This window comes from Shewanella donghaensis, assembly GCF_007567505.1.
Lineage (GTDB): Bacteria > Pseudomonadota > Gammaproteobacteria > Enterobacterales > Shewanellaceae > Shewanella > Shewanella donghaensis.
In genome coordinates, this window is record NZ_CP041783.1 from 749,312 (window position 1) to 774,236 (window position 24,925).

Below are 24,925 nucleotides of genomic sequence, written 5' to 3' on the forward strand. Positions count from 1 at the left end.
GTACTGTTTTCAGTTCATCAGTGACTTTGGTTTTCTAACAGACCGTATTTTACAGATTACAAAACAAAAAAGCCCCGACATTTCTGTCGAGGCTTGAATGATGGTACCCGAGGCCGGACTTGAACCGGCACGCCTATTAAGCGAGGGATTTTAAATCCCTTGTGTCTACCGATTCCACCACTCGGGCTTAACTTTTTTAGTCATCACTTCGAATCGGAAAAGTGACATACTAGTGACAAATAAAGATATTCATCACAAACTCTTTGCTTTAAATGATTTAACGCTAACCACAATGAATTTTAAATCCCTTGTATCTACCGATTCCACCAGTTTGGCATAAGTTTCGTTTTAATCATTATTAATATCATAACAATCAAACCAAATTTGTGGAGGCGCGACCCGGAGTCGAACCGAGGTCGACGGATTTGCAATCCGCAGCATAGCCATTCTGCCATCGCGCCGAAATTCAATAAATTGAATTGGAGCGACATATCAGGTTCGAACTGATGACCTATACCTTGGCAAGGTATCGCTCTACCAACTGAGCTAATGTCGCATTTGCAAATCAAAAACAACAAGTTGTTCCCTGTTTGCGGAATAGAATTCTACCGTTTTACTAGATTGTGTCAACGATGAATTCCACTTTTTTATCACTAATATGTTCGTTTGTTGCTTTAATCTACTTATCGAATAAATATTAACGATTTATGCTTAATTGTTAATCCTATCTTGGTAGGAGGGAGTGGAACAGAGAGTTCTACTGGCTAATGCTTCAGTGAAATACTATAATTTAATATTTGCTACCTAAAATTAGTGCAAAAAAAAGCACTTCAAATGAAGTGCTTTCAAATAGTTTAACTTAATTATTTAGGTAACGATAATGTCGTTAAACCAAGCATCTTCTGCATAACACCGACAACTTGGCAGCTATAACCAAATTCGTTGTCATACCAAACATATACAATTGCTCGTTTACCGTCAGCAATAGTCGCTTGTGAATCAACAACGCCTGCATAACGAGACCCCACTAAATCACTCGATACAATCTCTGTAGATTCAGTAAAATCAACTTGGTTCTGTAACTCTGATGTTAATGCAATATCTTTCAGATATTCATTTAACTCATCACGGTTCGTTTCAGCATTCAAGTTAACACTAATGATAGCCATTGAGACGTTTGGTGTAGGAACACGGATAGCATTACCCGTTAACTTACCTTCTAATACTGGTAGAGCTTTAGATACTGCTTTAGCAGCACCCGTTTCAGTGATCACCATGTTGAGTGGTGCACTACGTCCACGACGGTCAGCACTATGGAAGTTATCAATGAGGTTTTGATCATTAGTATAAGAATGAATTGTTTCAACGTGTCCATTCTCAATACCGTACTTGTCATTAACCGCTTTAAGTACCGGTGTAATAGCATTAGTAGTACAACTTGCCGCAGAGACAATAATATCTTCAGGTAGAATGTCATTTTCATTCACACCATAAACGACATTCTTAATTGCACCTTTAGCAGGAGCAGTTAGTAATACTTTACTTGCACCTTTACTCTTGAGGTGTAAACCAAGTCCAGCCTCATCTTTCCAAATACCAGTGTTATCAACAATTAATGCATTGTTAATACCGTATTTAGTGTAATCAACAGCATCTGGCGAATTAGAGTATATAATTTGAATGTAAGTACCGTTAGCGATTAAGGCATTATTCTCTTCATCTACTTCTACAGAACCGTTGAATGGGCCATGTACTGAGTCACGACGTAATAAACTTGCACGCTTCTCTAAATCACCTTTTTTGCCGCCTCGTAGAACAATAGCGCGTAAACAAAGCTTATTGCTTAAACCCGTTTTTTCGATCATTAGACGTGCTAATAAACGACCAATACGGCCAAAGCCATATAAAACAACATCCTGAGCTGGGACATCATCACCAAAGTTAATACCTGGCTCTAGCTCTTGTGTCATATAAGATTGGATTTCTGACGCATCAGAATGATCACGCCAATAATTAATGGCTAATTTTCCAATATCAACTTTACAATGTTTGACTGATAATTTGCTTAGCGCTTCAACAAATGGGAAGCTTTCACGTAGGCGTAGTTTTTCACCAATATGGCGACGAACTAAGCGATGCGCTTTAATTATTTCAATTGTAGATGCGTTTAAAAGTGGTTTACCATAAACTAGGACTTCAACACCCTGATTACGATATAATTTTCCTAGTAAAGGCTGCATAGCCTCAGCCATTTCGAAACGTTCTTGCCAACTTTGTAGATGTTTATCAGCGCTCATTAAAAAGATCCTTTATCTCATATTTCAGCATAAAAAATGCGGAAAGAATTGAGTAACAAAAAGAAAAGACCAATAATCAGATTATTGTAGGGTGATCCCCTATTGGTCGGCGACATTGTAATGAAATTTGAGCTATATCGCCAGTAAGAAATTTTTACTAAACCTGTAATTTTATTAGAAAAAAACGCTATTTGGAGCCAGTTTTGAACAAAAGTTTAGTAATAATTACATCATTTTCGCTATCTGCTGCTTTATTAGGCCTATTTGGTTGTGATGTTGGTCGAAATAGTGCCGGCATATGTAAAAATAATCCTGAACTTTGTGCTGATTTACACAAAGATAGTTGGTGTTTAATTGAAAAAGGTGACCTTATTCGGAGTCGTTACCAATTAAAGCTCACATCCGAGCCCACAGGCAAACAACTTTATGACCAACTAATTAAGTTAGAATCTTATAGTAGCTGTATTGAACTTGCTGCTGGTATTCAGCACATCATTAACACCCATAGAACTGAAGACAGAGAAAGAGCATATGCTGTCAGTACCCAAAACTTAGCTCAACTTAGAGAACACACTAAAGATAATCCCGATCTCTATCTAGCTTTTTATCGATGGACAACCTTTAATGACTTCCCTTCTAGAGATATTGTTTTAAAAGCTGAACGTGAAGGTTCACTAAATGAAACGTTTATGATTTCACAGGTTGCTACCCATTATCTAAAAACTGACTTAAATCGTTCAAAGATATTGCATTTACACCTCATGTCTCATGTTGATCCCAAAGACTTTGATACTGATTGGTTGCTAGGTTTAGCGACGATATACCGAAGAGAGCAGAATGTTGAGAATGAATACCTACTGATAAAAGCTAATTTAATAATGAGTGAGAATGTCGCTTCTCAAGAAAAATTAATGGCTTTGATTGCTAATGATAAAGCGTTAGCGACCCAACTAAATCTTGATGCAAATGAATTAGTCAAACAACTAAAAGCTGGAAAATTTGTTACAAGTGATCTTAAATATAGATTCGAGTAAAGACCTATCATCCTTTTTGAATCTTGAATGATACAAACTCATTTATATAATTTTTGAACAAGACTTTCAAAAAACCACTATAATTTCATTAATTTTTGATTTTTGTAAATTAAATACACCAATTTCGGCTTTTATTGTCATTTTGAGGCTTTTTTACTTGACGAAAACCTCTAATTTGGTAATTTTAGTACCATTAGATTTATGTAACAGATTTATAATCACTTGAGGGATATGCAATGACTATCCGTGTCGCAATTAACGGCTATGGCCGTATCGGTAGAAATGTTTTACGTGCGCTTTATGAAAGCGAAAAGGATTACCCAATTGAAATCGTAGCAGTTAACGATTTAGGTGATGCTTCAATCAATGCTCATCTGACTAAATACGATTCAGTTCATGGCCGTTTTAACGCTAAAGTAGACCATGATGATGAAGCTATTTACGTTAATGGTGATAAAATTTTAACATTCCAAGAACGTGATCCTTCAAAATTGCCTTGGGCTGAGTTGAATGTTGATGTTGTTTACGAATGTACTGGTATTTTCACTTCTAAAGATGCGGTACAACCACATCTAACTGCTGGTGCAAAAAAAGTAATTATCTCTGCACCAGGTAAAAATGTTGATGCGACTGTGGTTTACGGTGTTAACAATGATGTACTGACATCTGAAATGACTGTTATTTCAAATGCATCTTGTACAACTAACTGTTTAGCACCATTTGCTAAACCGTTAAATGACGAGATTGGTATTGAATCCGGTTTAATGACCACTATTCATGCTTACACGAATGACCAACGTCTATCTGATGTATATCACACAGACTTACGTCGAGCTCGTGCGGCGGCCATGTCAATGATCCCAACTCAAACAGGTGCAGCTGCAGCTGTAGGACTTGTGGTTCCTGAGCTACAAGGTAAGTTCGACGGTTTAGCAGTACGCGTACCAACAGTAAACGTATCGTTAGTTGATTTAACCTTTGTTGCTGCTCGTGACACTACCGTTGAAGAAATCAATGCTATTATTACTAAGGCAGCTCAAGTAGCGCCATTAAGCGAAGTATTAGCTGTCAACGTTGAGCCTTTAGTGTCTATCGATTTCAACCATAATGCGTTCTCATCAAACTTTGATGCTACTCAAACACGTGTTAATGGTCGTCTAGTTAAAGTCATGTCTTGGTATGATAACGAATGGGGTTTCAGTAACCGCATGTTAGATAATACTGTTGCATTAATGAATGCTAAATAATTATACCAATTGAAAAATTGATATAGAAAAGCCCTGCTTACGCAGGGCTTTTTATTGTCTCGATAAAAACAGTGCTAGATGAAAACTGCATCAAGTGAGTTAACAAGGATGCAGAATTTTCGGGTTAGACAGTATGGGAAAAGCCATTTTTAAAACTCTTACGCATTGCCTTTCACTTTCATATTAAGGGTCTTAGCAAAGTTTAACATTCTGTTTAACGGTATCAGTGCTTCTTCACGCAATTCATCATTAACAAACACTTCATGTGAAGTCTTATCAGTACTGCTCAGCGATGCTTCAATAGCTTGTAAGCCATTCATCGCCATCCAAGGACAGTGTGCACAACTTTTACAGGTCGCGCCATTGCCACCCGTTGGTGCTTCAATCAATGTCTTGCCAGGGGCAGCTTGCTGCATTTTGTAAAAAATACCGCGATCTGTTGCAACAATAAACTCTTGATTATCCATTGTCTGCGCGGCTTTAATTAACTGACTAGTTGAACCCACAGCATCCGCCAAGGCAACAACATTAGCAGGAGATTCAGGATGAACTAAAATAGCAGCACCAGGATGCTGTATCTTCAATTCACGTAATGCTTTGGCTTTAAATTCGTCATGGACAATACAGTCGCCCTGCCACATCAACATTTCTGCGCCAGTTTCTTTGGCGATATAGCTGCCTAAATGTCTGTCTGGACCCCAAATTATTTTTTTGCCTTCGCTATCAAGGTGCTCAACAATTTCAAGTGCGATGCTTGAGGTAACAACCCAATCAGCTCGCGCTTTAACAGCGGCTGATGTATTGGCGTAAACCACAACGGTATGATCTGGGTGGGCATCGCAGAACGCAGAAAATTGTTCAATAGGGCAACCAATATCAAGTGAGCAAGTTGCTTCTAACGTTGGCATTAAAATTGTTTTCTCTGGGCTCAAAATTTTAGAGGTTTCGCCCATAAATTTAACGCCAGCAACGATTAATGTTTTAGCAGGATGATCACGACCAAATCTTGCCATTTCTAATGAATCAGAAACACAGCCGCCAGTTTCTTCCGCTAATGCTTGGATTTCAGGATCGGTATAGTAATGTGCAACAAGAACGGCATTTTGTTCTTCTAAAAGCTGTTTAATTCTTTTTTTATATTCAGCCTTTTCGGCGTCTGCCAATAATGCAGGTTTTGCAGGAAAAGGATATTCGATTGAATCGATATTCGGTGCCGAAGTGATCATTATGGTTCCGAGAAGTTACAACGTTTGGGGATTATACAAAAACATCTCATAAAATTAAAGGACGCTTTCGCGTCCTTTTAGTCTACTCAATATCTAGATTGACAATATGAGATTTACTAGCGCATTGCTAATAGCATCTCTTGAGGCTGTTCAAGGTATTGTTTCCACAGATTACAGAATCGGGCTATTGTTCCGCCATCGATAACTCGATGATCACCAGACCAACTTACTTGCATAATCTTACGTGCTTCAACTTCACCTTTATCATTAAAACGAGGCAAAGTTTGCAACTTACCCAATGCAACAATAGCCACTTCTGGTTTATTGATAATCGGTGTTGCAACGGTACCACCTAGTGCGCCGATATTTGAGATAGAAATTGTTCCACCTTTTAAATCAGCTGGTGAGACTCTGCCGCTTCGGGCAGCTGTTGTTAAACGTGTAATCTCAGCTGCAACTTCTAAGATAGATTTATCTTGGACGTCTTTGACATTAGGCACTAATAAACCAACTTTAGAGTCTACAGCCATCCCAATATTATGTGATGCTTTAAAGGTCAGCTCAGTACAATCAGCATTAACTTGGCTGTTTAATACTGGGAAACTATTTATTGCTAATGACATTGCTTTCATAAAGAAAGGCATCATGGTCAATTTAACTTCATCAGTAGAATAGCGTTGCTTCATTTCAGCACGCAAGGCGACTAAGTCAGTAAGGTCAAATTCTTCGCAATAGGTAAAATGTGGAATAGTCGATACTGATTCAACCATCATTCTAGCCATTACAGCTTTAACACCTTTAATAGGTTCTACTATATCAGCAGCAGATTTGACGACTGGAGCGCTTATAGACTGAGGATTATCCGCTACTGATGCAACAGGACTACTAGTAACCGTAGTCGGCGCTGCGCCGCTAACATGAGCTTCTACATCTTCTTTAAACACACGGCCATTCTTACCTGTACCCTTCACATCAGCAATATTGATATCTAAACTGCGCGATAATCGTCTAACTGCAGGGCTAGCTAAGGCTTTACCTTGTGCAACAGGTTCAGATGACACTACCGTGGTTGGTGATGCTTGTACCGCTTGGGTATTCGCAGCAATAACTGCTGTTGTTGATTCAACTTCGATAGCAAATAAAGGCTCATGTACTTTTGCTAACTGACCTTTTCGATAATGAAGTTTAGCAATCTTGCCGTTTTTAATCGCAGGGATTTGAACAAGGGCTTTATCAGTCATAACATCAGCAATGGGTTGGTCTTCAACAACCATCTCACCTTCTTCGACTAGCCAATCAACAAGTTCACACTCTACTATCCCTTCACCAATATCAGGCAAAAGAAATTCTTCAATCGTTTTACCAGCAACAGCTTTAGTTTCAACAGAAGCTGTATCAGTTTCAGTTGTTGCAATATGTTCTGCTGCATCATTAGTTGTTTCAACAGCTACTACACCGTCAATTTCAACGGCATAAAGCGGTGCATGCACTTTGGCAATTTCACCTTTTGCATAATAAAGCTTAGTAATCACGCCACCATGTGGTGCAGGAATCTGAACTAATGCTTTATCAGTCATCACATCAGCTATGGGTTGATCTTCAACAACTACATCGCCTTCTTTGACCATCCAATCCACTAGTTCACATTCAACAACGCCTTCACCAATGTCAGGCAAAATAAAATCTTTTATCATATCTTGCTCCTAGTAATTCACTGATGCTTTTATGGCTTCGAATGTTTTTAATTCATCAGGCATATATTCTTTTTCATGGATCAACGGATAAGGCGTATCAAGACCACAAACACGACTTATTGGAGACTCAAGGCTTAAGAAGCATTCTTGCTGTATGGTTGCCGCTATTTCACCGGCAAAGCCTCCCGTTAACGGCGCTTCATGGTTTATTAATAAACGACCCGTTTTCTTAACTGAAGCTGCAACGGTTTCTATATCCCAAGGCGATAGAGTACGTAAATCGATAATCTCTGATGAAATACCTTCTTTTTCAGCCATTACAGCCGCTTTTTCAAGGATTTCCATTTGAGCGCCCCAACCTAGTAACGTAATGTCGGTACCAGATTTAACCACCTCAGCCTTACCTATTTCGATTTCGTAATCACCAGCAGGAACTTCGCCAACAGATGCACGATAAAGTCGCTTAGGCTCAAAGAATATAATTGGGTTAGGATCGCGAATAGCTGCGAGTAACAAACCTTTCGCTTGTTCAGGGTTTCTTGGAATAATGACTTTCAGACCAGGAGTTTGGGTAAAATAAGCTTCAGGTGATTGAGAATGATAATGACCACCCGCAATACCGCCGCCATATGGCGTTCTGAAAGTTAACCCACCAACGTCAAATTGATTACCACTACGGTAGCGGAACTTAGCCGATTCGTTTACGATTTGATCGAATGCAGGAAAGATATAATCAGCAAATTGAATTTCAGCAACGGCTGTCATCCCATTTGACGCTAAACCATTCGCAAAACCAGCAATGCCCTGTTCTGTTAAAGGGGTATTGAAACAACGATCACGGCCAAATTTCTCTTGGAGTCCTGACGTAGCACGGAAAACTCCACCAAAGTGTCCAACATCTTCACCAAATACAACCATGTTTTTATCAGCTTGCATAGCGATTGATAAAGCATCATTGATGGCGTGTAACATATTCATTTCTGCCACGACTAGATTCTCCCTGCACTTTTTGGATACGACTTCGGATATTTTTTAATGTGTTGTTTTAGATCCGCTAATTGTTTCTCTAAAGCTGGTGTCGGTTTATCCAATACATCAGTGATTAATAAATCAATATGTGGCAACGGTACTTTCTCAGCAACTTTCACTGCATTAAGCACTTCTTCACGGTATTTCTCATATGCTGAAGCATCGTCTTTTTCGTTTAGCCAATCTTTATTGATCATCCAAAGTTTGAAGCGTTTAACTGGGTCATGTTGCTCCCACTTGGCTTCTTCTTCTTTTGAACGATAACCTGAAGGATCATCAGATGATGAATGCGCACCTAAACGATATGTCATCGCTTCAATAAGTACTGGGGCGTTATGTTCTAATGCATGAGCACGCGCTTGTTGGGTCGCAGCAAGGACTGCAAGCATGTCATTACCGTCAACACGTATAGTATGCATGCCGTAACCAACGCCGCGACTTGCAATACCATTACCTGCAAATTGCTCTTCAGTCGGTGTGGAAATAGCATAACCATTATTACGACAAAAAAAGATGGTTGGAGATTTCAATACCGCAGCCATATTAAGACCAGCATGGAAATCCCCCTCTGATGCAGCGCCTTCACCAAAATAACAAATGGCAACATTCCGTTTGCCTTGTAATTTAAAAGCGTGTGCAACACCGGTAGCTTGTGGTATTTGAGTCGCAAGTGGCGATGAAATAGTCTGGTAATTTAATTCTTTACTACCGTAATGAATTGGCATCTGTCTGCCTTTACCTAAATCCTTTTCATTGCTGAACATTTGATTCATAAATTGTTCAGTCGTAAAGCCACGGTAACGCAGTGATGCATGCTCTCTATACTGAGCCAAGATAACATCGCCATCATCTAATGCAGCGGTACTGCCAATGATTGATGCTTCTTCACCAGTACAAGTCATATAAAAACTGATACGGCCTTGTCTTTGTGCGCTTAGCATACGCTCATCTAATACTCGGGTGAAAACACAAGTATCATGAATACGTTCAGCCAAGGCTTTATCAATAACGGGCATAACGGCATTTTCGTAAGTAGTGCCATCTGCTTGCAAAATTTTTAAAATCGGAATGTGCAATGAAGCTTTGTCTAAGAAGCTGACACGATGCACTGTTTCATTAGTCAGTGTTGCGTTGCTCATATTGTGCTCTTGTTATTTATAGCTTTAAAAATTAAAGCGTAATTATTATATGCGAACGAACATTACGTTAACGTAAACTTTCTATCAACCAATGTTCATTCCACTGAGTGAATAACCTGTCATATAAAATGTATATTTAGCTTTACAATTTATTGGATGTATTCATTAGGCGCTGGTACTAAGCATAGTACTGTACGTTGCCCTACTGGTACATTTTCATTCGGAAAAACGATAGCTTCATACGGATGTGATACACAAATACTGGTACCACCCTCAGTTGCCAAGACATGCCCCTGGTCAAATCCTGAAAAATTAACCGTTGATTTATCAAAAGTAAATTTAAAATCGTCAAAGTGTTTGTTAATAGAGCGAGACACTTTATATAAATGCAGTTTATCTTTATCCAATGGCGCTACGTTAACGTTTTGCTCAGTGATTAGCTGTAATAACATGGTCTTAGTATTAGCAAACTTAGCCATATCATTTTCGCCAAAAGGCATCACTTTTCCTAGTTCAACGGTAAACGCATCTGCTTTGAATTGTTCTGATGAATAATAGCTAAAAGTAGTGGTAGGTTCATGATGGAATAAAATTGTATCAACATCACATCCAGCTAAGAACATAATTTGATCGGCACTAAAGCTACGACCAGGCCTGTAGGGATATATCGCAAACTTTTCATGTTTAGATGGTTTGATTGCAGTGTGTAAATCATAGTGAATACGTTGCGAATGCTCATTATCTAGAAAAAAGTCGGCTACATATTGCTCTAATTGTTTAGCTCGAACCCTTTCCTTATTACATAAGCCTTCACCAGCAGAATGAGCACCACTGAACAAACGATTCATATTTTCTTCTACAAAACGTGTTTGCGTCAGTATGGACTCAGGGTTACCTATCAAAAATAAAACTCTCTGCTTAGCTACAATTGTTTCACTTAATAACTGATTAATCAGTTCATTACAGATTTCAATTGGCGCAGTTTCATTACCATGAATGGCACAGGACAAAACGATATCCTTAGTCGACCCCTTAGCAGGATTAAAACTAATGACACCGTTATCTAAAATATTGACTGTGGTTTGATTCGAAAGGACGAAGGAGTGGCTTACTACCTTGTTATTGATGTTATCTATGGTAAAAGCTAGAAAATCTTTATCATTCATTAGTTTTTGAAACACGCTGACTCCTTGAATGCGGCATTAAAAATTGAATGGTATCAAACGATAGCTAGATTCTACCACATCTGGGGGAAGCTAACGTTAAGTAACATTTAACAGACTGTAAATCTTTACTTGCATTTTTTTTGGTATCCAATATAATTTTAGCCATCTAGACTTCTTTACGGATAATTTATGACTATAGCAACTTTTGGTGCAGGCTGTTTTTGGGGCGTTGAGCATTTCTTCAGACAAGTAAACGGTGTTGTTGCAGCAGAATGTGGTTATATGGGTGGTAACGATAAGTACCAAACTTATGAACAAGTCAAAGCTGGCGCTACAGGTCATGCTGAAGTCGTACAAATTGAATATGATGAGACTGTTGTTAGTTACGATGAGTTATTAACTGTTTTTTGGCAAAATCACAATCCAACCACGTTGAACATGCAAGGTGCTGATATCGGTAATCAATATCGCAGTACTATATTTACACATGACGACGCTCAAAAAGAGATTGCACAACAGTCTAAACTTGCACTTACAAAAAGTGGCAAGTGGGGATCGAAACTTATAGTCACTGAAATAACTTCAGTGCAAACTTTTCATCCGGCTGAAGAATATCACCAAAATTATTTACAAAAGAATGACTTACCTAGTTGCCATATCAGTTTTTAACACTAGAAAGCACCAACAATCCTGTTGTTGGTGTGTTTTATGTACATAATCGATTACCTCAATCTATATCTTAGTGCTAACTGCGCTTTACCCCACTCTGTAAATTCCCTACAATCCATTCAAATTGCTTAAGGCATGTAACGGAGAAATACAAAAATGAGTCAAGCTCGTCATATTAACCTACTAATTTTAGGTTCTGGCCCTGCTGGTTATACAGCAGCTGTTTACGCAGCACGTGCTAATTTAAAGCCTGTTATGATTACAGGTATGCAACAAGGTGGTCAACTTACTACGACCACTGAAGTTGAAAACTGGCCTGGTGATGCGAATGATTTAACCGGTCCAGCATTAATGGCAAGAATGCAGGAACATGCTGAAAAATTTGATACCGAAATTATCTTTGATCACATCAATGAAGTTGATTTTAGTCAACGTCCTTATCGTTTAAAAGGCGATAATGGCGAATTCACTTGTGATGCATTGATTATTGCAACGGGTGCTTCAGCTAAGTACCTAGGCTTGCCTTCTGAAGAAGCATTTATGGGACGTGGCGTATCTGCATGTGCGACATGTGATGGTTTCTTTTATCGTAACCAGAAAGTGGCTGTTGTTGGTGGTGGTAATACCGCAGTGGAAGAAGCGCTTTATTTAAGTAACATCGCTTCTGAAGTGCATCTAATTCATCGCCGTGACTCTTTCCGCTCTGAAAAGATTCTTATTAATCGCCTAATGGATAAAGTTGCCAACGGTAATATCATCCTTCACCTAGATCAAACGCTAGAAGAAGTTGTTGGTGATAACATGGGTGTTAATGGCTTAAAAATGAAGAGCACGAAAGACGACTCTATCTCTGATTTAGACGTTGCTGGAGTATTCATTGCAATCGGTCACAGCCCGAATACAGGGATTTTCGCAGACCAACTTGATATGAATTACGGTTATATTACTGTAAACAGCGGTCTTCAAGGTAACGCGACTCAAACCAGTATTGAAGGTATTTATGCCTGTGGTGATGTAATGGATCAGCATTATCGTCAAGCGATTACATCAGCAGGTTCTGGTTGTATGGCTGCGTTAGATGCAGAACGTTACTTAGACGCACAAAAGTAAATTCGTCAGTTTGTAATCAACTAGGTTACACACAGTGAGCTAGTAACGAGAAGCCATCCATTATTGTGATGGCTTTTTTATGGTTTGTATTTTATCTATTTAATATACAAGGTTATAAAAAGTTTGGTTCAGTTGTTAATTATGCCTAAAGTTCAGCATAAACAACTAAAGCTAGCAAACGGGAGCTAGCTGACATGATACTAAGTCCTGATAACTTCCATGCTGTATAAAACAACTTCCGCATCACCGACTACATCAGGATGCTGTTGTTTATTAATGAACTGCATACCCAATTTTTTCATTATATTAATTGAGCCTACATTGTTTTCATCAGCAATCGCTGAAAACTTTACGACATCAAGTTGATGTTTAATTAATAAATCAATTATTGCTTTAGCACTTTCTGTAGCAAAGCCTTGGCCCCAAGCAGATTTCTTAAACCGCCAGCCAATTTCAAGATTATCAAACTCTGGTGTTTCTGTAAAAAATCCCATAGGGCGAATCAAGACCCAACCTACGAAATTGTCCCTGTCATCAGCATGCCCTTGTATGTTTTTATTAAATACTTTCCATAAGCCCCAACCTTTAACTGGCTTTAAATAACTCTTCAATCGTGGGATATAAATATTATTAATGTCTGCTCTAGAAGTCAGCACGCCACCGTTGATATATTTCATTACGTTAGGATCTTGGTCCAAATCGTAAAGCAAATCGGCATCATCAAGTGTCATTATAGAAATTGATAATCTGTCTGTTGTTAATTGGTTTTTCATAATATCTATTTCCATAAAATTGATCATATTGACAACACTCTAAATTTTAGACATAAAAAAAGGAACCCTAAGGTTCCTTTTTTAAAGAATAATAACTAATTACTTAGCTAAAGCTTCTTTTGCTTTTTCAACTAAAATTGTGAAAACAACTTTGTCGAATACAGCGATGTCAGCCAAAATCTTACGATCGATTTCGATCGAAGCTTTTTTAAGACCGTTAATGAAACGGCTATAAGAAAGACCATTTTGACGAGAGGCCGCATTGATACGTGCAATCCAAAGTTGACGGAATTGACGTTTCTTTTGACGACGGTCACGGTAAGCATATTGACCAGCTTTAGTTACTGCTTGAACAGCAACACGGAAAGTACGAGAGCGAGCTCCGTAATAACCTTTGGCTAATTTAAGTACTTTTTTGTGACGAGCACGAGCGGTTACACCACGCTTAACTCTAGGCATTGTTCATATCTCCTTTAATTAAGCGTATGGTAGTTGACGTGCAATTGCTGGCACATCAGACTTGGCTACTAAACATTTAGCACGTAAGTGACGTTTACGCTTAGTGCTCTTCTTTGTCAAAATATGACGTAAGTGTGCCTGTTTACGCTTGAAACCATTAGCGGTTTTTCTGAAGCGTTTTTGGACACCCTTATCTGTTTTCATTTTAGGCATTGCTAAAACTCCGCATTGGGACATTAATAAAACGCAAGGCGAGCAAAATCCTTAACAAGGACTTTGCTACTTTTTTAATTGGTTGCCCTACTATTTCTTTTTAGGTGCTAGGACCATAACTGCTTGTCGACCTTCCATTTTCGGGAAAGATTCAACAACAGCATATGTTTCCAAATCTGCTTTGATACGGTTCAAAAGATCCATACCTAAGCTTTGGTGTGCCATTTCGCGACCACGGAAACGCAGCGTAATTTTCGCTTTGTCCCCATCTTCTAGAAAACGAATCAGGTTGCGTAGTTTTACCTGATAGTCGTTTTCATCAGTGCCAGGACGGAATTTAATTTCCTTCAGCTGGACCTGTTTCTGCTTCTTCTTTTGTTCTTTTTGAGCTTTCGCTTTATCAAAAAGGAACTTACCGTAGTCCATGATGCGACAGACCGGTGGCTCAGCATTAGGACTGATTTCAACTAGGTCTACACCCGCTTCATCAGCTAATTCTTGAGCCTGTGAAATACTTACGATACCAACTGCTTCGCCTTCGATATCTGATAGGCGAACTTCTGGTACACCAGTGATTTCATCGTTAATACGATTAGGGGCTGGCTGTCGCCCTGCTGCTCTCTTGATCTTTATGACCTATTCCTCCAACAAAATTAGACTACGGCTCGAAATTTGTTTTTGTATCTTGGCAATAAAATCATTGATTTTAATCTTGCCTAAATCGATACCGTCACGCGTTCGTACCGCAACTTCCTTATTTTCTATCTCTTGATCACCAACGACCAATAAATAAGGTACACGCTTTAACGTATGTTCACGTATTTTAAAGCCTATTTTCTCATTCCTCAAGTCTTTAGATGCACGAATACCACTTTCTTTGAAAGTTTTAACAATTTCGTCAACATAATCAGACTGTTTATCAGTAATATTCATAACAATTACTTGCACTGGTGCAAGCCATGTCGGGAATTTACCTGCGTATTCTTCAATTAGAATACCAAGGAAGCGCTCAAGTGAGCCCAAAATAGCTCTGTGAATCATAACCGGTGTTTGACGAGTGTTATCTTCAGCAACATAAGTTGCACCTAAACGTGAAGGTAACGCATAATCAAGCTGCACTGTACCACATTGCCAAGCACGATCTAAACAATCATGTAAGGTAAATTCGATTTTTGGGCCATAGAACGCACCTTCACCGGGTAAAATGTCAAACTCAATGTCGTTTGAACGCAAAGCTTGCTTTAAAGCTTCCTCTGCACGATCCCACATATCATCATCACCAATACGCTTTTCAGGGCGCGTTGATAATTTAACAACAATGTTTTCAAAACCAAATGTACCGTAAGTGTCATACACCATTTGGATACATTCGCTAACTTGTTCTTGAACTTGGTCGTCTGTACAGAATACATGTGCATCATCTTGTGTAAAGCCGCGCACACGCATTAAACCGTGTAATGAACCTGATGGTTCGTTACGATGACAACAACCAAACTCAGCCATTTTTAATGGCAAGTCACGGTAAGATTTCAAACCTTGATTAAAGATTTGAACGTGACCTGGGCAGTTCATTGGCTTAATGGCGTATTCGCGGTTTTCACTATTTGTAGTGAACATCGCATCAGCGTACTTATCCCAATGGCCAGAACGTTCCCATAAGTTACGATCCATCATTAATGGACCTTTAACTTCTTGGTAAGTGTACTGCCCAAGCTTTTGGCGTATAAACTTCTCAAGCTCTAGATAAATGCTCCAACCATCATTATGCCAGAACACCATTCCTGGCGCTTCTTCTTGCATATGGTAAAGATCTAATTGCTTACCAATTTTACGATGGTCACGCTTAGCCGCTTCTTCAAGACGGTTTAAATGTACTTTAAGTGCTTTCTTGTCTGCCCAAGCAGTACCATAAACACGTTGTAGCATTTTATTGTCAGAGTTTCCGCGCCAGTATGCACCAGCAACACTCATCAATTTGAAGTTTTGACAGAACTTCATGTTTGGAACATGAGGACCGCGACACATATCAACATATTCTTCGTGGTGATATAGCGCTGGCGTTGCATCTTTGCTGATGTTCTCATCTAAGATTGCAATTTTGTATTCTTCGCCGCGTGATTCAAACGTATCACGGGCTTCTTGCCAAGAAACAACTTTCTTAACGACACTGTAACTGGTCTTTGCTAATGCTTGCATACGCTTTTCTAGCGCATCAATATCTTCTTGAGTTAGTTTGTGATCTAAATCGATATCGTAGTAAAAGCCATTATCAATAGTAGGACCGATTGCCATTTTAGTTTCAGGCCACATTTGCTTAATAGCATGACCTAATAAATGCGCACAAGAATGGCGAAGGATTTCAACACCCTCTTCATTTTTAGCCGTAATGATTGAAAGTTCTGAATCTGTGGTGATTAAATCACAAGCATCCACTAGCTCGCCGTTTACACGGCCAGCAATACACGCTTTTGCTAAACCAGGACCAATGTCAGCAGCGACATCTAAGGTAGATACAGAATCGGCAAACTCACGTTTGCTGCCATCAGGCAAAGTAATAATAGGCATTTCATTTCCTTATCCAGTGGTGACCCACACGTAGGGCCACTTGGTAATAAATATATAAAAGAAATGCCACCGAACTTCAGACATTACAGGAGTCTGAGTTATAAGTGGCATGAAATTGTATTGTATGTGAAAAGTCCTTTTGCAAGCAAGTACACGCATCATTAATAAGTAAATAAACAGCTAGTCAGATAACTTAAACCACTTTTAAGAGTCGATAAGCCCTATCAATAGCTAGATTAAGCTTAAATGCCGCAAGTGTCATAACTGACGACTTTGTGATTACTACACTATTAGTAATTTTTACTATACTTAAGATCAGTTAATTAATGGCTAAGTTAACAAACGACGACCTGTTTGAGCACAGCTATTTATTTAACGATAAATAAGAGGGGAAGTTATGAATTTAGTCAGCAGAGTAATAAGTTGTCCACATTGTGGTCATAATCAACATGTCCACATTGATACTAGCTGTGGCGATCAAGAGTATTATGATGATTGTCGTATATGTTGTAATCCGATCCACATGCGTTTACAAGTGAATGATGCTAATAGAACCATTCAATTATTTGTCAATTCTGATGATGAACAATTTTATTAGTGAGGTAGATTCATTGAGTTGATTAATGCAATATCAAAATATGGCTTAGACTTTCAAATGAAATCTAAGCCATTTTTATATCTACTTAACCAAGACTTTTTTAGCGAGTATACGTTCAACTGTATCGACAATAACTTGAGTTTGACTATCGATTTCTATATTGATGCTATCGCCCACTTTACAGTCACTCAAATTGGTGAGTTTTAATGTTTCCGGAATTAAATGTAACTTAAACTGATTTTCAGAAATTTCACCCACGGTTAAGCTACAACCGTTAACACCGACAAACCCTTTATAGAAAATATAGTCCATCCACTTTGCTGGCACATCTAATGTTAAATTAAAATGCTCATTTGTATTACTAACATGGGAAATTGTTGCCATAGTATGAACATGACCAGACAAAATATGTCCACCAATCTCTTTTCCAAAGGTCAACGACCGTTCGATATTTACTTTGTGCCCTGGCTCTACAAAATTTAGGTTTGTAACCTGTAACGTCTCTTCCATTACATCAAAATAAACTCTATCATTCACAAGCTTAGTAACGGTCAGACAAACACCGTTATTTGCCACACTGGCACCGGTCTCTAGACCGTGCTGTAGCTCCTCTGGAATATTTATTTCAAATGTCTTTAAACCACTCTGTGCTTGAATAGAAATAACATCACATGTGGCTTGTACGATACCAGTAAACATATTTTCGCTCTTATAAGTTGAAGGTTTTTAAATGAATCACACAGGCTTTCAAGCCAAAAAATTAATACAACTCGCTTTGCCTGTATTAATCGCTCAAGTTACCCAAACAATGATGGGCTTTATCGATACTGTCATGGCCGGTAGAGTCAGTGCCGTTGATATGGCCGCCGTTGCGATTGGTACCAGTTTATGGTTACCAGCACTGCTGTTTGTACAAGGGCTTATCCTCGCTTTTACGCCGGTATTTGCGCATCATCATGGCGCTAACAACCCTAAAGCAATCCAGCCTCTCATGTCTCAAGCTTTCTATATTGCCATAATTGGTACGATTGGTGTGTTGCTGTTTCTCTCATTTGCTAAAACTATCTTTACCATGATGGAACTAGACCCTGCATTAGCAGATTTAAGTGCCGGTTATCTCAATGGGTTTATGTGGGGCGTTCCTGCATTTATTTTATACCAAATACTGAGAGGTTGTTCAGAAGGAATATCTTACACATTACCAACGATGATCATTGGCTTTGTTGGTTTAGCAGTAAACATTCCAGCTAACTATATCTTTATCTATGGTCATTTTGGTGTTCCACCTATGGGCGGCGCAGGTTGTGGTATTGCCACGGCTTTAGTCTTCTGGGCAATGCTGATTGCAATGATGATTTATATGCAGTTCCATAAGAAGTTTGCCGAAATCGCGCCGTTTGCAACCTTAAATAAACCTAATTGGAAAACCATTTGGGAAATGACGAAGCACGGCATGCCAATCGCAATGGCGTTGTTTTTCGAAGTGAGTTTATTTGCTGTTATCGCACTACTATTAGCACCACTAGGCGCAAATGTGGTTGCAGGTCATCAAATCGCCTTGAACTTTTCATCGATTGTGTTCATGTTGCCACTATCAATTGGTATCGCGGTGTCGATTCGAGTAGGTTATTACCTTGGCCAAGACAAAGTAGAAATATCTAAAATGGTCACCAAGATTGGACTGATTTTAGCTTTTTCATTAGCTGTAGTTACCGCAATCATTACCGTGTTGTTCAAAACTGAAATTGCCCTACTTTACAATAATAACCCTGAAGTTGTTGCACTAGCAGGAAGCTTAATGTTCCTTGCAGCGCTTTATCAATTATCTGATTCTATCCAAGTCGTTGCTGCTGGCGCGTTACGTGGTTATAAAGATACCAAGAGCGCTTTCTATATTACATTGGTTTCATACTGGGCCATTGGTATGACACTTGGTTACACATTAGCGCGTACAGATATTATTGTTCCGGCAATGGGTGCACATGGGTTCTGGATAGGCTTAATCGCAGGTTTAACGAGTGCCGCGATATTGTTTGCATTCCGATTGGTCTATATTCAAAAAAATGCCAACTTTAAAGCGGTACTTGAAGATAGTCATTAAATGTTGCTGACTAAATAGTAAATAAAATGAAGTTGTGAAATAAGTAGTGAAACAAGTTGTAAGCGCCGTAATCCGATAGATAAAGACTCGGATACGGCGTGATATAAAACAATTTGCACACCAAATCACCACTCACACACTTTTTTAGTTTTTTTACTTGCATCAAACACTGTATACCGTAAGATATCGCTCGTTCCAAAGATTACATGCAAATGTCATTTTAAAACAATACAACCGTAGCTCAGTTGGTTAGAGCACTACCTTGACATGGTAGGGGTCGGTGGTTCGAATCCACTCGGTTGTACCATATTTTTTGAAAGACACGTTACAACTGTAGCTCAGTTGGTTAGAGCACTACCTTGACATGGTAGGGGTCGGTGGTTCGAATCCACTCAGTTGTACCACTTTCAAATTATAATAATTCAGCCAGCTTATGCTGGTTTTTTTATGTCTAAAATTCCTAAGTTCTACAAAATATCTTTAGCAGTTTTTAAATATCATAAAAAAACCACTCAATGAGTGGCTGTTTTATAGTTTATATAAAGGGTTATAAAGAGTTCACAAAACCTTTTAACTTCATATCTCTATCAATGAGTAACGGATAATCTGTTCGCCCCTTCATTGGCCAACCATTGCGCCAAGTTTGTTTATCACTTACACCCCAAAACGTAACACGGCCTATGCTTTCGCTATGTTTTTTATAAATAGCAAACAAGTTTTGATAACGTGATGCTAATTGTTGCTCTATTTCAATAGGTAATCCTTCTGTATAAGGATTGTATTGTTGTTGCAGTGCGACATCTAATGAAACATCTGCACCTTCTGCTAAATTTTCAGGAAATGGTAAGACTGAAATATCAAGCTCTGTGACCATGACATCTACACCCGTGGCAGCAAAAGCGACTATGGAATCTTCAACTTCATTGAAGTCAGGATAATCTAATGAATAATGCGCTTGCATTCCAACACCATCAATTTGAATGCCCTTTTGTTTAAGGCGCTTTATCAACTTAATTGCACCGGCTCTTTTCTCAGGTTTAAACATGTTGTAATCGTTGTAATATAATTTGGCATTAGGCGCTGCTTGATGTGCATAGATAAAGGCTTGTTCAATAAAGTCATCTCCAATAATTTGCTGCCATTTTGATTCACGTAAACTGCCATCTTCATTCAAAGCTTCATTGACTACATCCCAAGCAAATATTTGTTCAGCATATCGTCCGGCAACAGTTTTAATATGTATTTCCATCACTTTTAATAATTGCGCACGATTTAAAGGGTTACCAGCATCATCTTCGAATACCCAATCAGGCGTTTGCGAATGCCAAACAAGAGTATGCCCTACCAATTGTTGATTGTTGTTCTTAGCAAAGTTCACTAATGCATCAGCAACGTCAAATTGATACTCATTAGGTAAAGGATTCACCGACTCCCATTTCATTGAGTTTTCAGGTGTGAAGGTATTAAAGTGTTCGGCTGCTAATCGCAGTTCCGGATCTGCAGAGTTCAGTACTTGAGCTTTGCTAATTGCAGTACCAATTTTAAAGTTTTCAGCAAAATGATTTTTTAAAAGTATATCTTTAGAGAATGTTGGTGCAATTTCAGGTAAGGCCTGCTGTTGTAATCCTTGGTGACTATTACAGCCTGAAACAACCAAAACCACCGTGACACAACCTGCAATTAACGATTTATTGAATTTTTTAATTATTTTCATTACTTTCTAAATCCAGCTATTTGTGAGTAATTCTAGCCATGTAATAATGCACTACATCGACCAAAATAAAGTTAATATTAATCCTTCGAACGATTCTAATTAATGGCTAATGATCTCATCATCCGAATGAATATTGGCTTTAATTTTTAGGGCTATTCGATACCCTGCTACTTATTTGCTTGTTAATACCGATGTAATAAATGGCATTCTTTTGATTACAGATTTCATTTATGCTCTCCATTTTTGTATACCTAGCCCAAAGCACTACTTATGATTGTTTCTATATAACAATAATAAAATTAGAAAACCATTAATAGTCTAATTGACCATAAGATGATTAAACTTAGACTATTTCTATGCTTTTGAAAACATTTATGTAACAACTATTTTGATTTTATTGACGAGTTAACATTAGTATTTAACTGTTATAAACCGTTAAATACATTGTTCTTCATGCACTTAGTTGCTTGCGGTATGTTCTAATAAAATTTTACAATACGTAATTATCAGCCATACCCGCTAAAATCATTAATTTGAAGTAATAAACAACTATGCCAATTAGCCGCGATGCTCAATGTATTCAAGCTTCTAGTTAAACAATGCCTTAAAGGCTGCCTTAGGTTGAAGTTGTCTATCCCACAACAACGGATAATTGGTTCGGTTCGGGATTGGGTAATCATTTTTCCACGACATACCATCATGTAGTCCCCAAAAGGTGACTCTGTCGATTTTTTCACGCTTTGCTTGGAATATTTCAAATAACTCTGCATATCGTGCTGCTAATTTTGCTTCGATTACTGCGGGAAGATGATGAGTAAATGGGTCTAAATACGCTTTAAACTCTTGTTCCTGAAACTGTGGGTGCATAAAACCTTGACCAATAACTTGCCCTTCTTTGGTAAAAGGCAGCACATCAATATCGAGTTCCGTTATCATCACCTTCAGCCCCAAAGCTGCGTAGGTATCAATAGCCTCTTCAATATAATGGCGTTCTGGAAAGTTAAGTCCCCAATGGGCTTGAATTCCAATTCCATCAATCTTAATACCCTCACGTTGTAGCATTTTAATCATTTTAACAATGCCATCACGCTTGGCCGGTTTCCAAGCATTAAAATCATTATAATAAAGCTCTGTATTAGGCGCGTACTTGGCGGCAAAGGTAAAAGCGGCTTTTGCCATTTCATCACCACTTCCAATAACATTAGTCCACACTGTTTGACGATAGTTGCCATCATCGCCAATGACTTCGTTCAGTACATCCCAAGCATCCACTTTGCCACGATACCTTCCTGCAACTAACTTAATGTGTTGCTCCATCCGTTCAATTTGCTGTTCTGGGGAGTTTTGTTCACCATTCTTTTGTTTAAAAAACCATTCAGGTGTTTGGTTATGCCACACAAGCGTATGCCCTACTATGAACATGTTGTTATTTTTACCAAATTCAATAAATTGGTCAGCTGCTGTAAAATTGAATTGCTCAGGGAGTGGATTGACGATCTCTGCCTTCATGGCATTTTCAATAGTGATGGTATTGAACTGTTCGGTAATAATTTCTGCACTTAGGGGATCAAGCCCAGAGACAATTTCATCATTCACAGCGACACCAATTTTAAAATCATTGTTAAAATGCTGCTGCAAACTTTCTTTATTATTAACGTTATGTTGTACAGCCGCTTCAGTGGCTAAGCTATTAGCTGTAAACAATATTGGCACTGCAGTAACACTTAATACCGCTATCAATCTCATTAGCCCTCGTCTCTTTAAAATTAGCTCCTTCAAGCCTAGTGGTTTTAGCTTTAGTCTCTTTAAAGTTAGTCTCATTCTTACATCCTTTGTATAAAATAGTGTTAGCTATCTTATTAGGATTTAAATCTAATAGTCAATTTGACCATTATAAATTATTTTGTTAACTTAATATTACATTACTGCTGACCATAATTAGCTTTAGTTTACGATCTAATTCGAAAGGCTGACATAAATGACAATTCTCCTAGAGACATTTTTTAAATGAATACAACAAGTAATAAAATATTTAAACGAGCATTGTTATTGGGGGGATTGGGCGTTTTCTCACCCTATATGATGGCTATTGATAAGCAAAACAGTGTGGAGATGCAAAAATCAAATTATCCAGATATTGAAAACTGTCCTACAAATATAAAGCCTTTTGCAAGTGACTTATCACCCCAATTAATCACCACTGATCTCAAATTCTTAGAAGGGCCAACTTGGTCAACGTTTACAAACAAGTTTTATTTCTCAGAAATGGATTTTAATAGTCTTCAAACAAATGGGCCAGAAGCCGCTATTTATTCATGGAACGAGCAAGACGGTATTAAATTGTTTATTGAAAATAGCGGTACTAACGGACTTTTTTCTGAAGATAAGCAGTTAATCAGCATGAATCATGATACGCGTTCAGTGAGTACATTTTCCCTTACGACTAAAAAGCGAGTTTTAATCGTTAATGATTATAACGGCGCGAAGTTTAACTCTCCCAATGACCTTATAAAACATCCTTCTGGTGATTTATTCTTTACCGATCCAGACTGGCAATTAAGTGACCGGCCACAACAAACCCCCTTCACTGGCGTGTACAAATTTAGTGAAGATAATGAAGTTACCTTACTATCAACACAATTCATCAAGCCAAATGGCATAAGTTTATCTCCTGACAACAAAACTATATATATTGGAGATTATAGCCATCAAATATTTGCACACCAACTTACCAAAAACAACGAGATTGGAGAGTTAATGTTCAAAATCAATATTGATACGCCGGATGGGATCAATGTAGATTGTGCAGGAAACATCTATGCTGCCAGTCATAATGAAGGTAATTTATATGTTTATAACCCACAGGGTGAATTACTTCAAAGCGTTTATATCGCGCCTAAAATTACCAACTTAGCTTTTGGTGGAAAAGATTTAAAAACCATTCTAGTCACAACGGGTAATGGTTTATTTACCTTTAAATCTAATATCCCAGGGATAACACCAACTCATTCGAATTAATCTGATGCCTCATGAGTTGTTTTATTAGTCGAGTACATACCTTTTCCTGTCGCAGCCCAATATATTCCGCCGTATAAATGGGCTAAAAACACTTCATTTTGATAAACAGGTTTGATGTGGCCCAGTGAAGTATAAAATGAACGGCCACCATCATAGTTCTGGTACCAAGCAACGGGGTGAAAACTTCCCATACCACTGCCCTTTTTTGTTACCCAATCAGCATTAGGGTCGTAGCTGGTTTCATCTACGGTCAAAAGATAATTCAATCCCGTTGAATTGGCTTTACCAAACTCATACCATTCGTCAGTCCACAGGATCTTTTCAGGCATTGATTCTAGACCTGGAAATTCACTAGACACTTTAGACAGCCAAGCTGTTTGCACTACTGGGTGTATAACGAACGTATGCCCAACGAGTTGTTGGTACCACTGCCAATCGTATTCGGTATCTGAAGCACTATGTATGCCGACAAAACCTTTACCCGACTGTATATAGCGTTCAAATGCTTGTTGCTGTTCATTAGACAGAATATCACCTGTCGTCGACAGAAATACCACCACATCAACATTGCTCAGATATTCATCGTTAAAGTAATGGCTTTCTTCATGCCAGATCAAATTGAAATAATGTTTATCCGCTAACTGTTCTAATGCCGTAACACCTGCTGGAATTGACTTATGATGCCAGCCATTTGTTTTAGTAAACAACAACACATTGAATTGTTTGTCAGGCAGAGAGTCAAAGCTGGTTGCATGAGCTGATTTATTAATGGACAAACTAAAGACGACAAGCAAAAAAACAATCAACAAATGACTAAACAACAAATTGCATTGAGGTATTTCGTGTTTAAAAAACTTATTCATTATCATTATT

At 38.4% G+C, this 24,925-nt stretch carries 22 protein-coding genes and 5 tRNA genes; 9 read left to right on the plus strand and 18 right to left on the minus strand.

The window, feature by feature from the left end:
- Nucleotides 1–101: 101 nt before the first annotated feature.
- The 4 genes from FPK91_RS03120 to FPK91_RS03135 form a co-directional block, all read right to left on the minus strand.
- A tRNA-Leu gene (locus tag FPK91_RS03120) sits at nt 102–187 on the minus strand.
- Between the two features lie 200 nt (nt 188–387).
- Nucleotides 388–461: transfer RNA gene (locus FPK91_RS03125), tRNA-Cys, on the minus strand.
- Nucleotides 462–480: 19 nt separating this feature from the next.
- Nucleotides 481–556: transfer RNA gene (locus FPK91_RS03130), tRNA-Gly, on the minus strand.
- Between the two features lie 307 nt (nt 557–863).
- On the minus strand, nt 864–2,297 hold the full coding sequence (locus FPK91_RS03135; protein WP_144207876.1) for a glyceraldehyde-3-phosphate dehydrogenase: 1,434 nt from the start codon (nt 2,295–2,297) through the stop codon (nt 864–866).
- Nucleotides 2,298–2,500: 203 nt separating this feature from the next.
- On the opposite strand from FPK91_RS03135, the gene FPK91_RS03140 reads away from it, so the two are divergent.
- Both FPK91_RS03140 and gap read left to right on the plus strand, forming a co-directional pair.
- Nucleotides 2,501–3,331, plus strand: a complete 831-nt coding sequence (locus tag FPK91_RS03140) for a DUF2989 domain-containing protein (protein ID WP_144207879.1) — start codon at nt 2,501–2,503, stop codon at nt 3,329–3,331.
- 236 nt (nt 3,332–3,567) lie between these two features.
- Entirely contained in the window at nt 3,568–4,578 is a 1,011-nt protein-coding gene (gene gap, locus FPK91_RS03145; RefSeq protein WP_144207882.1) for a type I glyceraldehyde-3-phosphate dehydrogenase, read from the plus strand.
- A 158-nt stretch (nt 4,579–4,736) separates the two neighbouring features.
- Here gap and nadA read toward each other — a convergent pair whose 3' ends face one another.
- The 5 genes from nadA to astE form a co-directional block, all read right to left on the minus strand.
- Nucleotides 4,737–5,804, minus strand: coding sequence for a quinolinate synthase NadA (gene nadA, locus FPK91_RS03150; protein WP_144207885.1), 1,068 nt, complete (start codon nt 5,802–5,804; stop codon nt 4,737–4,739).
- Between the two features lie 116 nt (nt 5,805–5,920).
- Entirely contained in the window at nt 5,921–7,498 is a 1,578-nt protein-coding gene (locus FPK91_RS03155) for a dihydrolipoyllysine-residue acetyltransferase (RefSeq protein ID WP_144207888.1), read from the minus strand.
- Between the two features lie 9 nt (nt 7,499–7,507).
- Nucleotides 7,508–8,485 carry an alpha-ketoacid dehydrogenase subunit beta gene (locus FPK91_RS03160; protein ID WP_144207891.1) on the minus strand — a complete coding sequence of 326 codons (978 nt, stop codon included), beginning with the start codon at nt 8,483–8,485 and terminating at the stop codon, nt 7,508–7,510.
- Nucleotides 8,486–8,487: 2 nt separating this feature from the next.
- Nucleotides 8,488–9,666, minus strand: a complete 1,179-nt coding sequence (locus tag FPK91_RS03165; protein WP_144207894.1) for a thiamine pyrophosphate-dependent dehydrogenase E1 component subunit alpha — start codon at nt 9,664–9,666, stop codon at nt 8,488–8,490.
- A 149-nt stretch (nt 9,667–9,815) separates the two neighbouring features.
- A complete protein-coding gene (astE, locus tag FPK91_RS03170) occupies nt 9,816–10,847 on the minus strand; it encodes a succinylglutamate desuccinylase (RefSeq protein ID WP_144207896.1) in 1,032 nt (343 codons plus the stop codon).
- 174 nt (nt 10,848–11,021) lie between these two features.
- On the opposite strand from astE, the gene msrA reads away from it, so the two are divergent.
- Together msrA and trxB are read left to right on the plus strand one after the other, a co-directional pair.
- Nucleotides 11,022–11,501, plus strand: coding sequence for a peptide-methionine (S)-S-oxide reductase MsrA (gene msrA / locus FPK91_RS03175; protein ID WP_144207899.1), 480 nt, complete (start codon nt 11,022–11,024; stop codon nt 11,499–11,501).
- Between the two features lie 156 nt (nt 11,502–11,657).
- Entirely contained in the window at nt 11,658–12,611 is a 954-nt protein-coding gene (gene trxB / locus FPK91_RS03180; protein WP_144207902.1) for a thioredoxin-disulfide reductase, read from the plus strand.
- 200 nt (nt 12,612–12,811) lie between these two features.
- Here trxB and FPK91_RS03185 read toward each other — a convergent pair whose 3' ends face one another.
- The 5 genes from FPK91_RS03185 to thrS form a co-directional block, all read right to left on the minus strand.
- Nucleotides 12,812–13,384 (minus strand): GNAT family N-acetyltransferase, encoded by a 573-nt coding sequence (locus FPK91_RS03185; RefSeq protein WP_144207904.1) that lies wholly within the window; start codon nt 13,382–13,384, stop codon nt 12,812–12,814.
- 99 nt (nt 13,385–13,483) lie between these two features.
- Nucleotides 13,484–13,843, minus strand: a complete 360-nt coding sequence (gene rplT, locus FPK91_RS03190; RefSeq protein ID WP_076540889.1) for a 50S ribosomal protein L20 — start codon at nt 13,841–13,843, stop codon at nt 13,484–13,486.
- Between the two features lie 18 nt (nt 13,844–13,861).
- Nucleotides 13,862–14,056, minus strand: coding sequence for a 50S ribosomal protein L35 (gene rpmI, locus FPK91_RS03195; protein WP_055023949.1), 195 nt, complete (start codon nt 14,054–14,056; stop codon nt 13,862–13,864).
- A gap of 90 nt (nt 14,057–14,146) precedes the next feature.
- Nucleotides 14,147–14,689: a translation initiation factor IF-3 gene (gene infC, locus FPK91_RS03200; RefSeq protein ID WP_144207907.1), complete on the minus strand. Its 543-nt coding sequence runs from the start codon at nt 14,687–14,689 to the stop codon at nt 14,147–14,149.
- Nucleotides 14,690–14,692: 3 nt separating this feature from the next.
- Nucleotides 14,693–16,621, minus strand: a complete 1,929-nt coding sequence (gene thrS / locus FPK91_RS03205; protein ID WP_144207911.1) for a threonine--tRNA ligase — start codon at nt 16,619–16,621, stop codon at nt 14,693–14,695.
- A gap of 397 nt (nt 16,622–17,018) precedes the next feature.
- On the opposite strand from thrS, the gene FPK91_RS03210 reads away from it, so the two are divergent.
- Complete coding sequence (locus FPK91_RS03210; RefSeq protein WP_144207914.1) at nt 17,019–17,219, plus strand: CPXCG motif-containing cysteine-rich protein; 201 nt, start codon at nt 17,019–17,021, stop codon at nt 17,217–17,219.
- An 81-nt stretch (nt 17,220–17,300) separates the two neighbouring features.
- Here the strand turns inward: FPK91_RS03210 and FPK91_RS03215 are convergent, their stop codons facing one another.
- Nucleotides 17,301–17,918 (minus strand): riboflavin synthase subunit alpha, encoded by a 618-nt coding sequence (locus FPK91_RS03215; protein WP_144207917.1) that lies wholly within the window; start codon nt 17,916–17,918, stop codon nt 17,301–17,303.
- Between the two features lie 31 nt (nt 17,919–17,949).
- Between FPK91_RS03215 and FPK91_RS03220 the strand changes: the two genes are divergently transcribed.
- The 3 genes from FPK91_RS03220 to FPK91_RS03230 all read left to right on the plus strand — a co-directional run bounded on the left by FPK91_RS03220 (nt 17,950) and on the right by FPK91_RS03230 (nt 19,724).
- On the plus strand, nt 17,950–19,320 hold the full coding sequence (locus FPK91_RS03220) for an MATE family efflux transporter (RefSeq protein WP_144207919.1): 1,371 nt from the start codon (nt 17,950–17,952) through the stop codon (nt 19,318–19,320).
- 230 nt (nt 19,321–19,550) lie between these two features.
- Nucleotides 19,551–19,627: transfer RNA gene (locus FPK91_RS03225), tRNA-Val, on the plus strand.
- Nucleotides 19,628–19,647: 20 nt separating this feature from the next.
- Nucleotides 19,648–19,724, plus strand: a tRNA-Val gene (locus tag FPK91_RS03230).
- 143 nt (nt 19,725–19,867) lie between these two features.
- On the opposite strand, the gene FPK91_RS03235 is transcribed toward FPK91_RS03230, so the two are convergent.
- Both FPK91_RS03235 and FPK91_RS03240 read right to left on the minus strand, forming a co-directional pair.
- Nucleotides 19,868–21,034, minus strand: a complete 1,167-nt coding sequence (locus FPK91_RS03235) for an endo-1,4-beta-xylanase (RefSeq protein ID WP_144207923.1) — start codon at nt 21,032–21,034, stop codon at nt 19,868–19,870.
- A 588-nt stretch (nt 21,035–21,622) separates the two neighbouring features.
- On the minus strand, nt 21,623–22,780 hold the full coding sequence (locus tag FPK91_RS03240; RefSeq protein ID WP_144207926.1) for an endo-1,4-beta-xylanase: 1,158 nt from the start codon (nt 22,778–22,780) through the stop codon (nt 21,623–21,625).
- Nucleotides 22,781–23,041: 261 nt separating this feature from the next.
- Between FPK91_RS03240 and FPK91_RS03245 the strand changes: the two genes are divergently transcribed.
- Nucleotides 23,042–24,052: an SMP-30/gluconolactonase/LRE family protein gene (locus tag FPK91_RS03245; protein WP_144207928.1), complete on the plus strand. Its 1,011-nt coding sequence runs from the start codon at nt 23,042–23,044 to the stop codon at nt 24,050–24,052.
- On the opposite strand, the gene FPK91_RS03250 is transcribed toward FPK91_RS03245, so the two are convergent.
- Nucleotides 24,049–24,915, minus strand: a complete 867-nt coding sequence (locus FPK91_RS03250) for a ThuA domain-containing protein (RefSeq protein WP_144207930.1) — start codon at nt 24,913–24,915, stop codon at nt 24,049–24,051. The two genes, FPK91_RS03245 and FPK91_RS03250, sit on opposite strands and share 4 nt — an antisense overlap.
- Nucleotides 24,916–24,925: the final 10 nt, after the last annotated feature.

Excerpts from the sequence above, each read along its gene's own strand:
- FPK91_RS03135 (WP_144207876.1), bottom strand. The coding sequence starts at position 2,297 with ATGAGCGCTGATAAACATCTACAAAGTTGGCAAGAACGTTTCGAAATG.
- FPK91_RS03185 (WP_144207904.1), bottom strand. The coding sequence starts at position 13,384 with ATGAAAAACCAATTAACAACAGACAGATTATCAATTTCTATAATGACA.
- FPK91_RS03250 (WP_144207930.1), bottom strand. The coding sequence starts at position 24,915 with ATGAATAAGTTTTTTAAACACGAAATACCTCAATGCAATTTGTTGTTT.
- FPK91_RS03240 (WP_144207926.1), bottom strand. The coding sequence starts at position 22,780 with ATGAGATTGATAGCGGTATTAAGTGTTACTGCAGTGCCAATATTGTTT.
- FPK91_RS03210 (WP_144207914.1), top strand. The coding sequence starts at position 17,019 with ATGAATTTAGTCAGCAGAGTAATAAGTTGTCCACATTGTGGTCATAAT.
- FPK91_RS03155 (WP_144207888.1), bottom strand. The coding sequence starts at position 7,498 with ATGATAAAAGATTTTATTTTGCCTGACATTGGTGAAGGCGTTGTTGAA.
- FPK91_RS03165 (WP_144207894.1), bottom strand. The coding sequence starts at position 9,666 with ATGAGCAACGCAACACTGACTAATGAAACAGTGCATCGTGTCAGCTTC.
- FPK91_RS03245 (WP_144207928.1), top strand. The coding sequence starts at position 23,042 with ATGAATACAACAAGTAATAAAATATTTAAACGAGCATTGTTATTGGGG.
- FPK91_RS03235 (WP_144207923.1), bottom strand. The coding sequence starts at position 21,034 with ATGAAAATAATTAAAAAATTCAATAAATCGTTAATTGCAGGTTGTGTC.
- trxB (WP_144207902.1), top strand. The coding sequence starts at position 11,658 with ATGAGTCAAGCTCGTCATATTAACCTACTAATTTTAGGTTCTGGCCCT.
- FPK91_RS03215 (WP_144207917.1), bottom strand. The coding sequence starts at position 17,918 with ATGTTTACTGGTATCGTACAAGCCACATGTGATGTTATTTCTATTCAA.
- msrA (WP_144207899.1), top strand. The coding sequence starts at position 11,022 with ATGACTATAGCAACTTTTGGTGCAGGCTGTTTTTGGGGCGTTGAGCAT.
- thrS (WP_144207911.1), bottom strand. The coding sequence starts at position 16,621 with ATGCCTATTATTACTTTGCCTGATGGCAGCAAACGTGAGTTTGCCGAT.
- gap (WP_144207882.1), top strand. The coding sequence starts at position 3,568 with ATGACTATCCGTGTCGCAATTAACGGCTATGGCCGTATCGGTAGAAAT.
- rpmI (WP_055023949.1), bottom strand. The coding sequence starts at position 14,056 with ATGCCTAAAATGAAAACAGATAAGGGTGTCCAAAAACGCTTCAGAAAA.
- rplT (WP_076540889.1), bottom strand. The coding sequence starts at position 13,843 with ATGCCTAGAGTTAAGCGTGGTGTAACCGCTCGTGCTCGTCACAAAAAA.
- FPK91_RS03220 (WP_144207919.1), top strand. The coding sequence starts at position 17,950 with ATGAATCACACAGGCTTTCAAGCCAAAAAATTAATACAACTCGCTTTG.
- nadA (WP_144207885.1), bottom strand. The coding sequence starts at position 5,804 with ATGATCACTTCGGCACCGAATATCGATTCAATCGAATATCCTTTTCCT.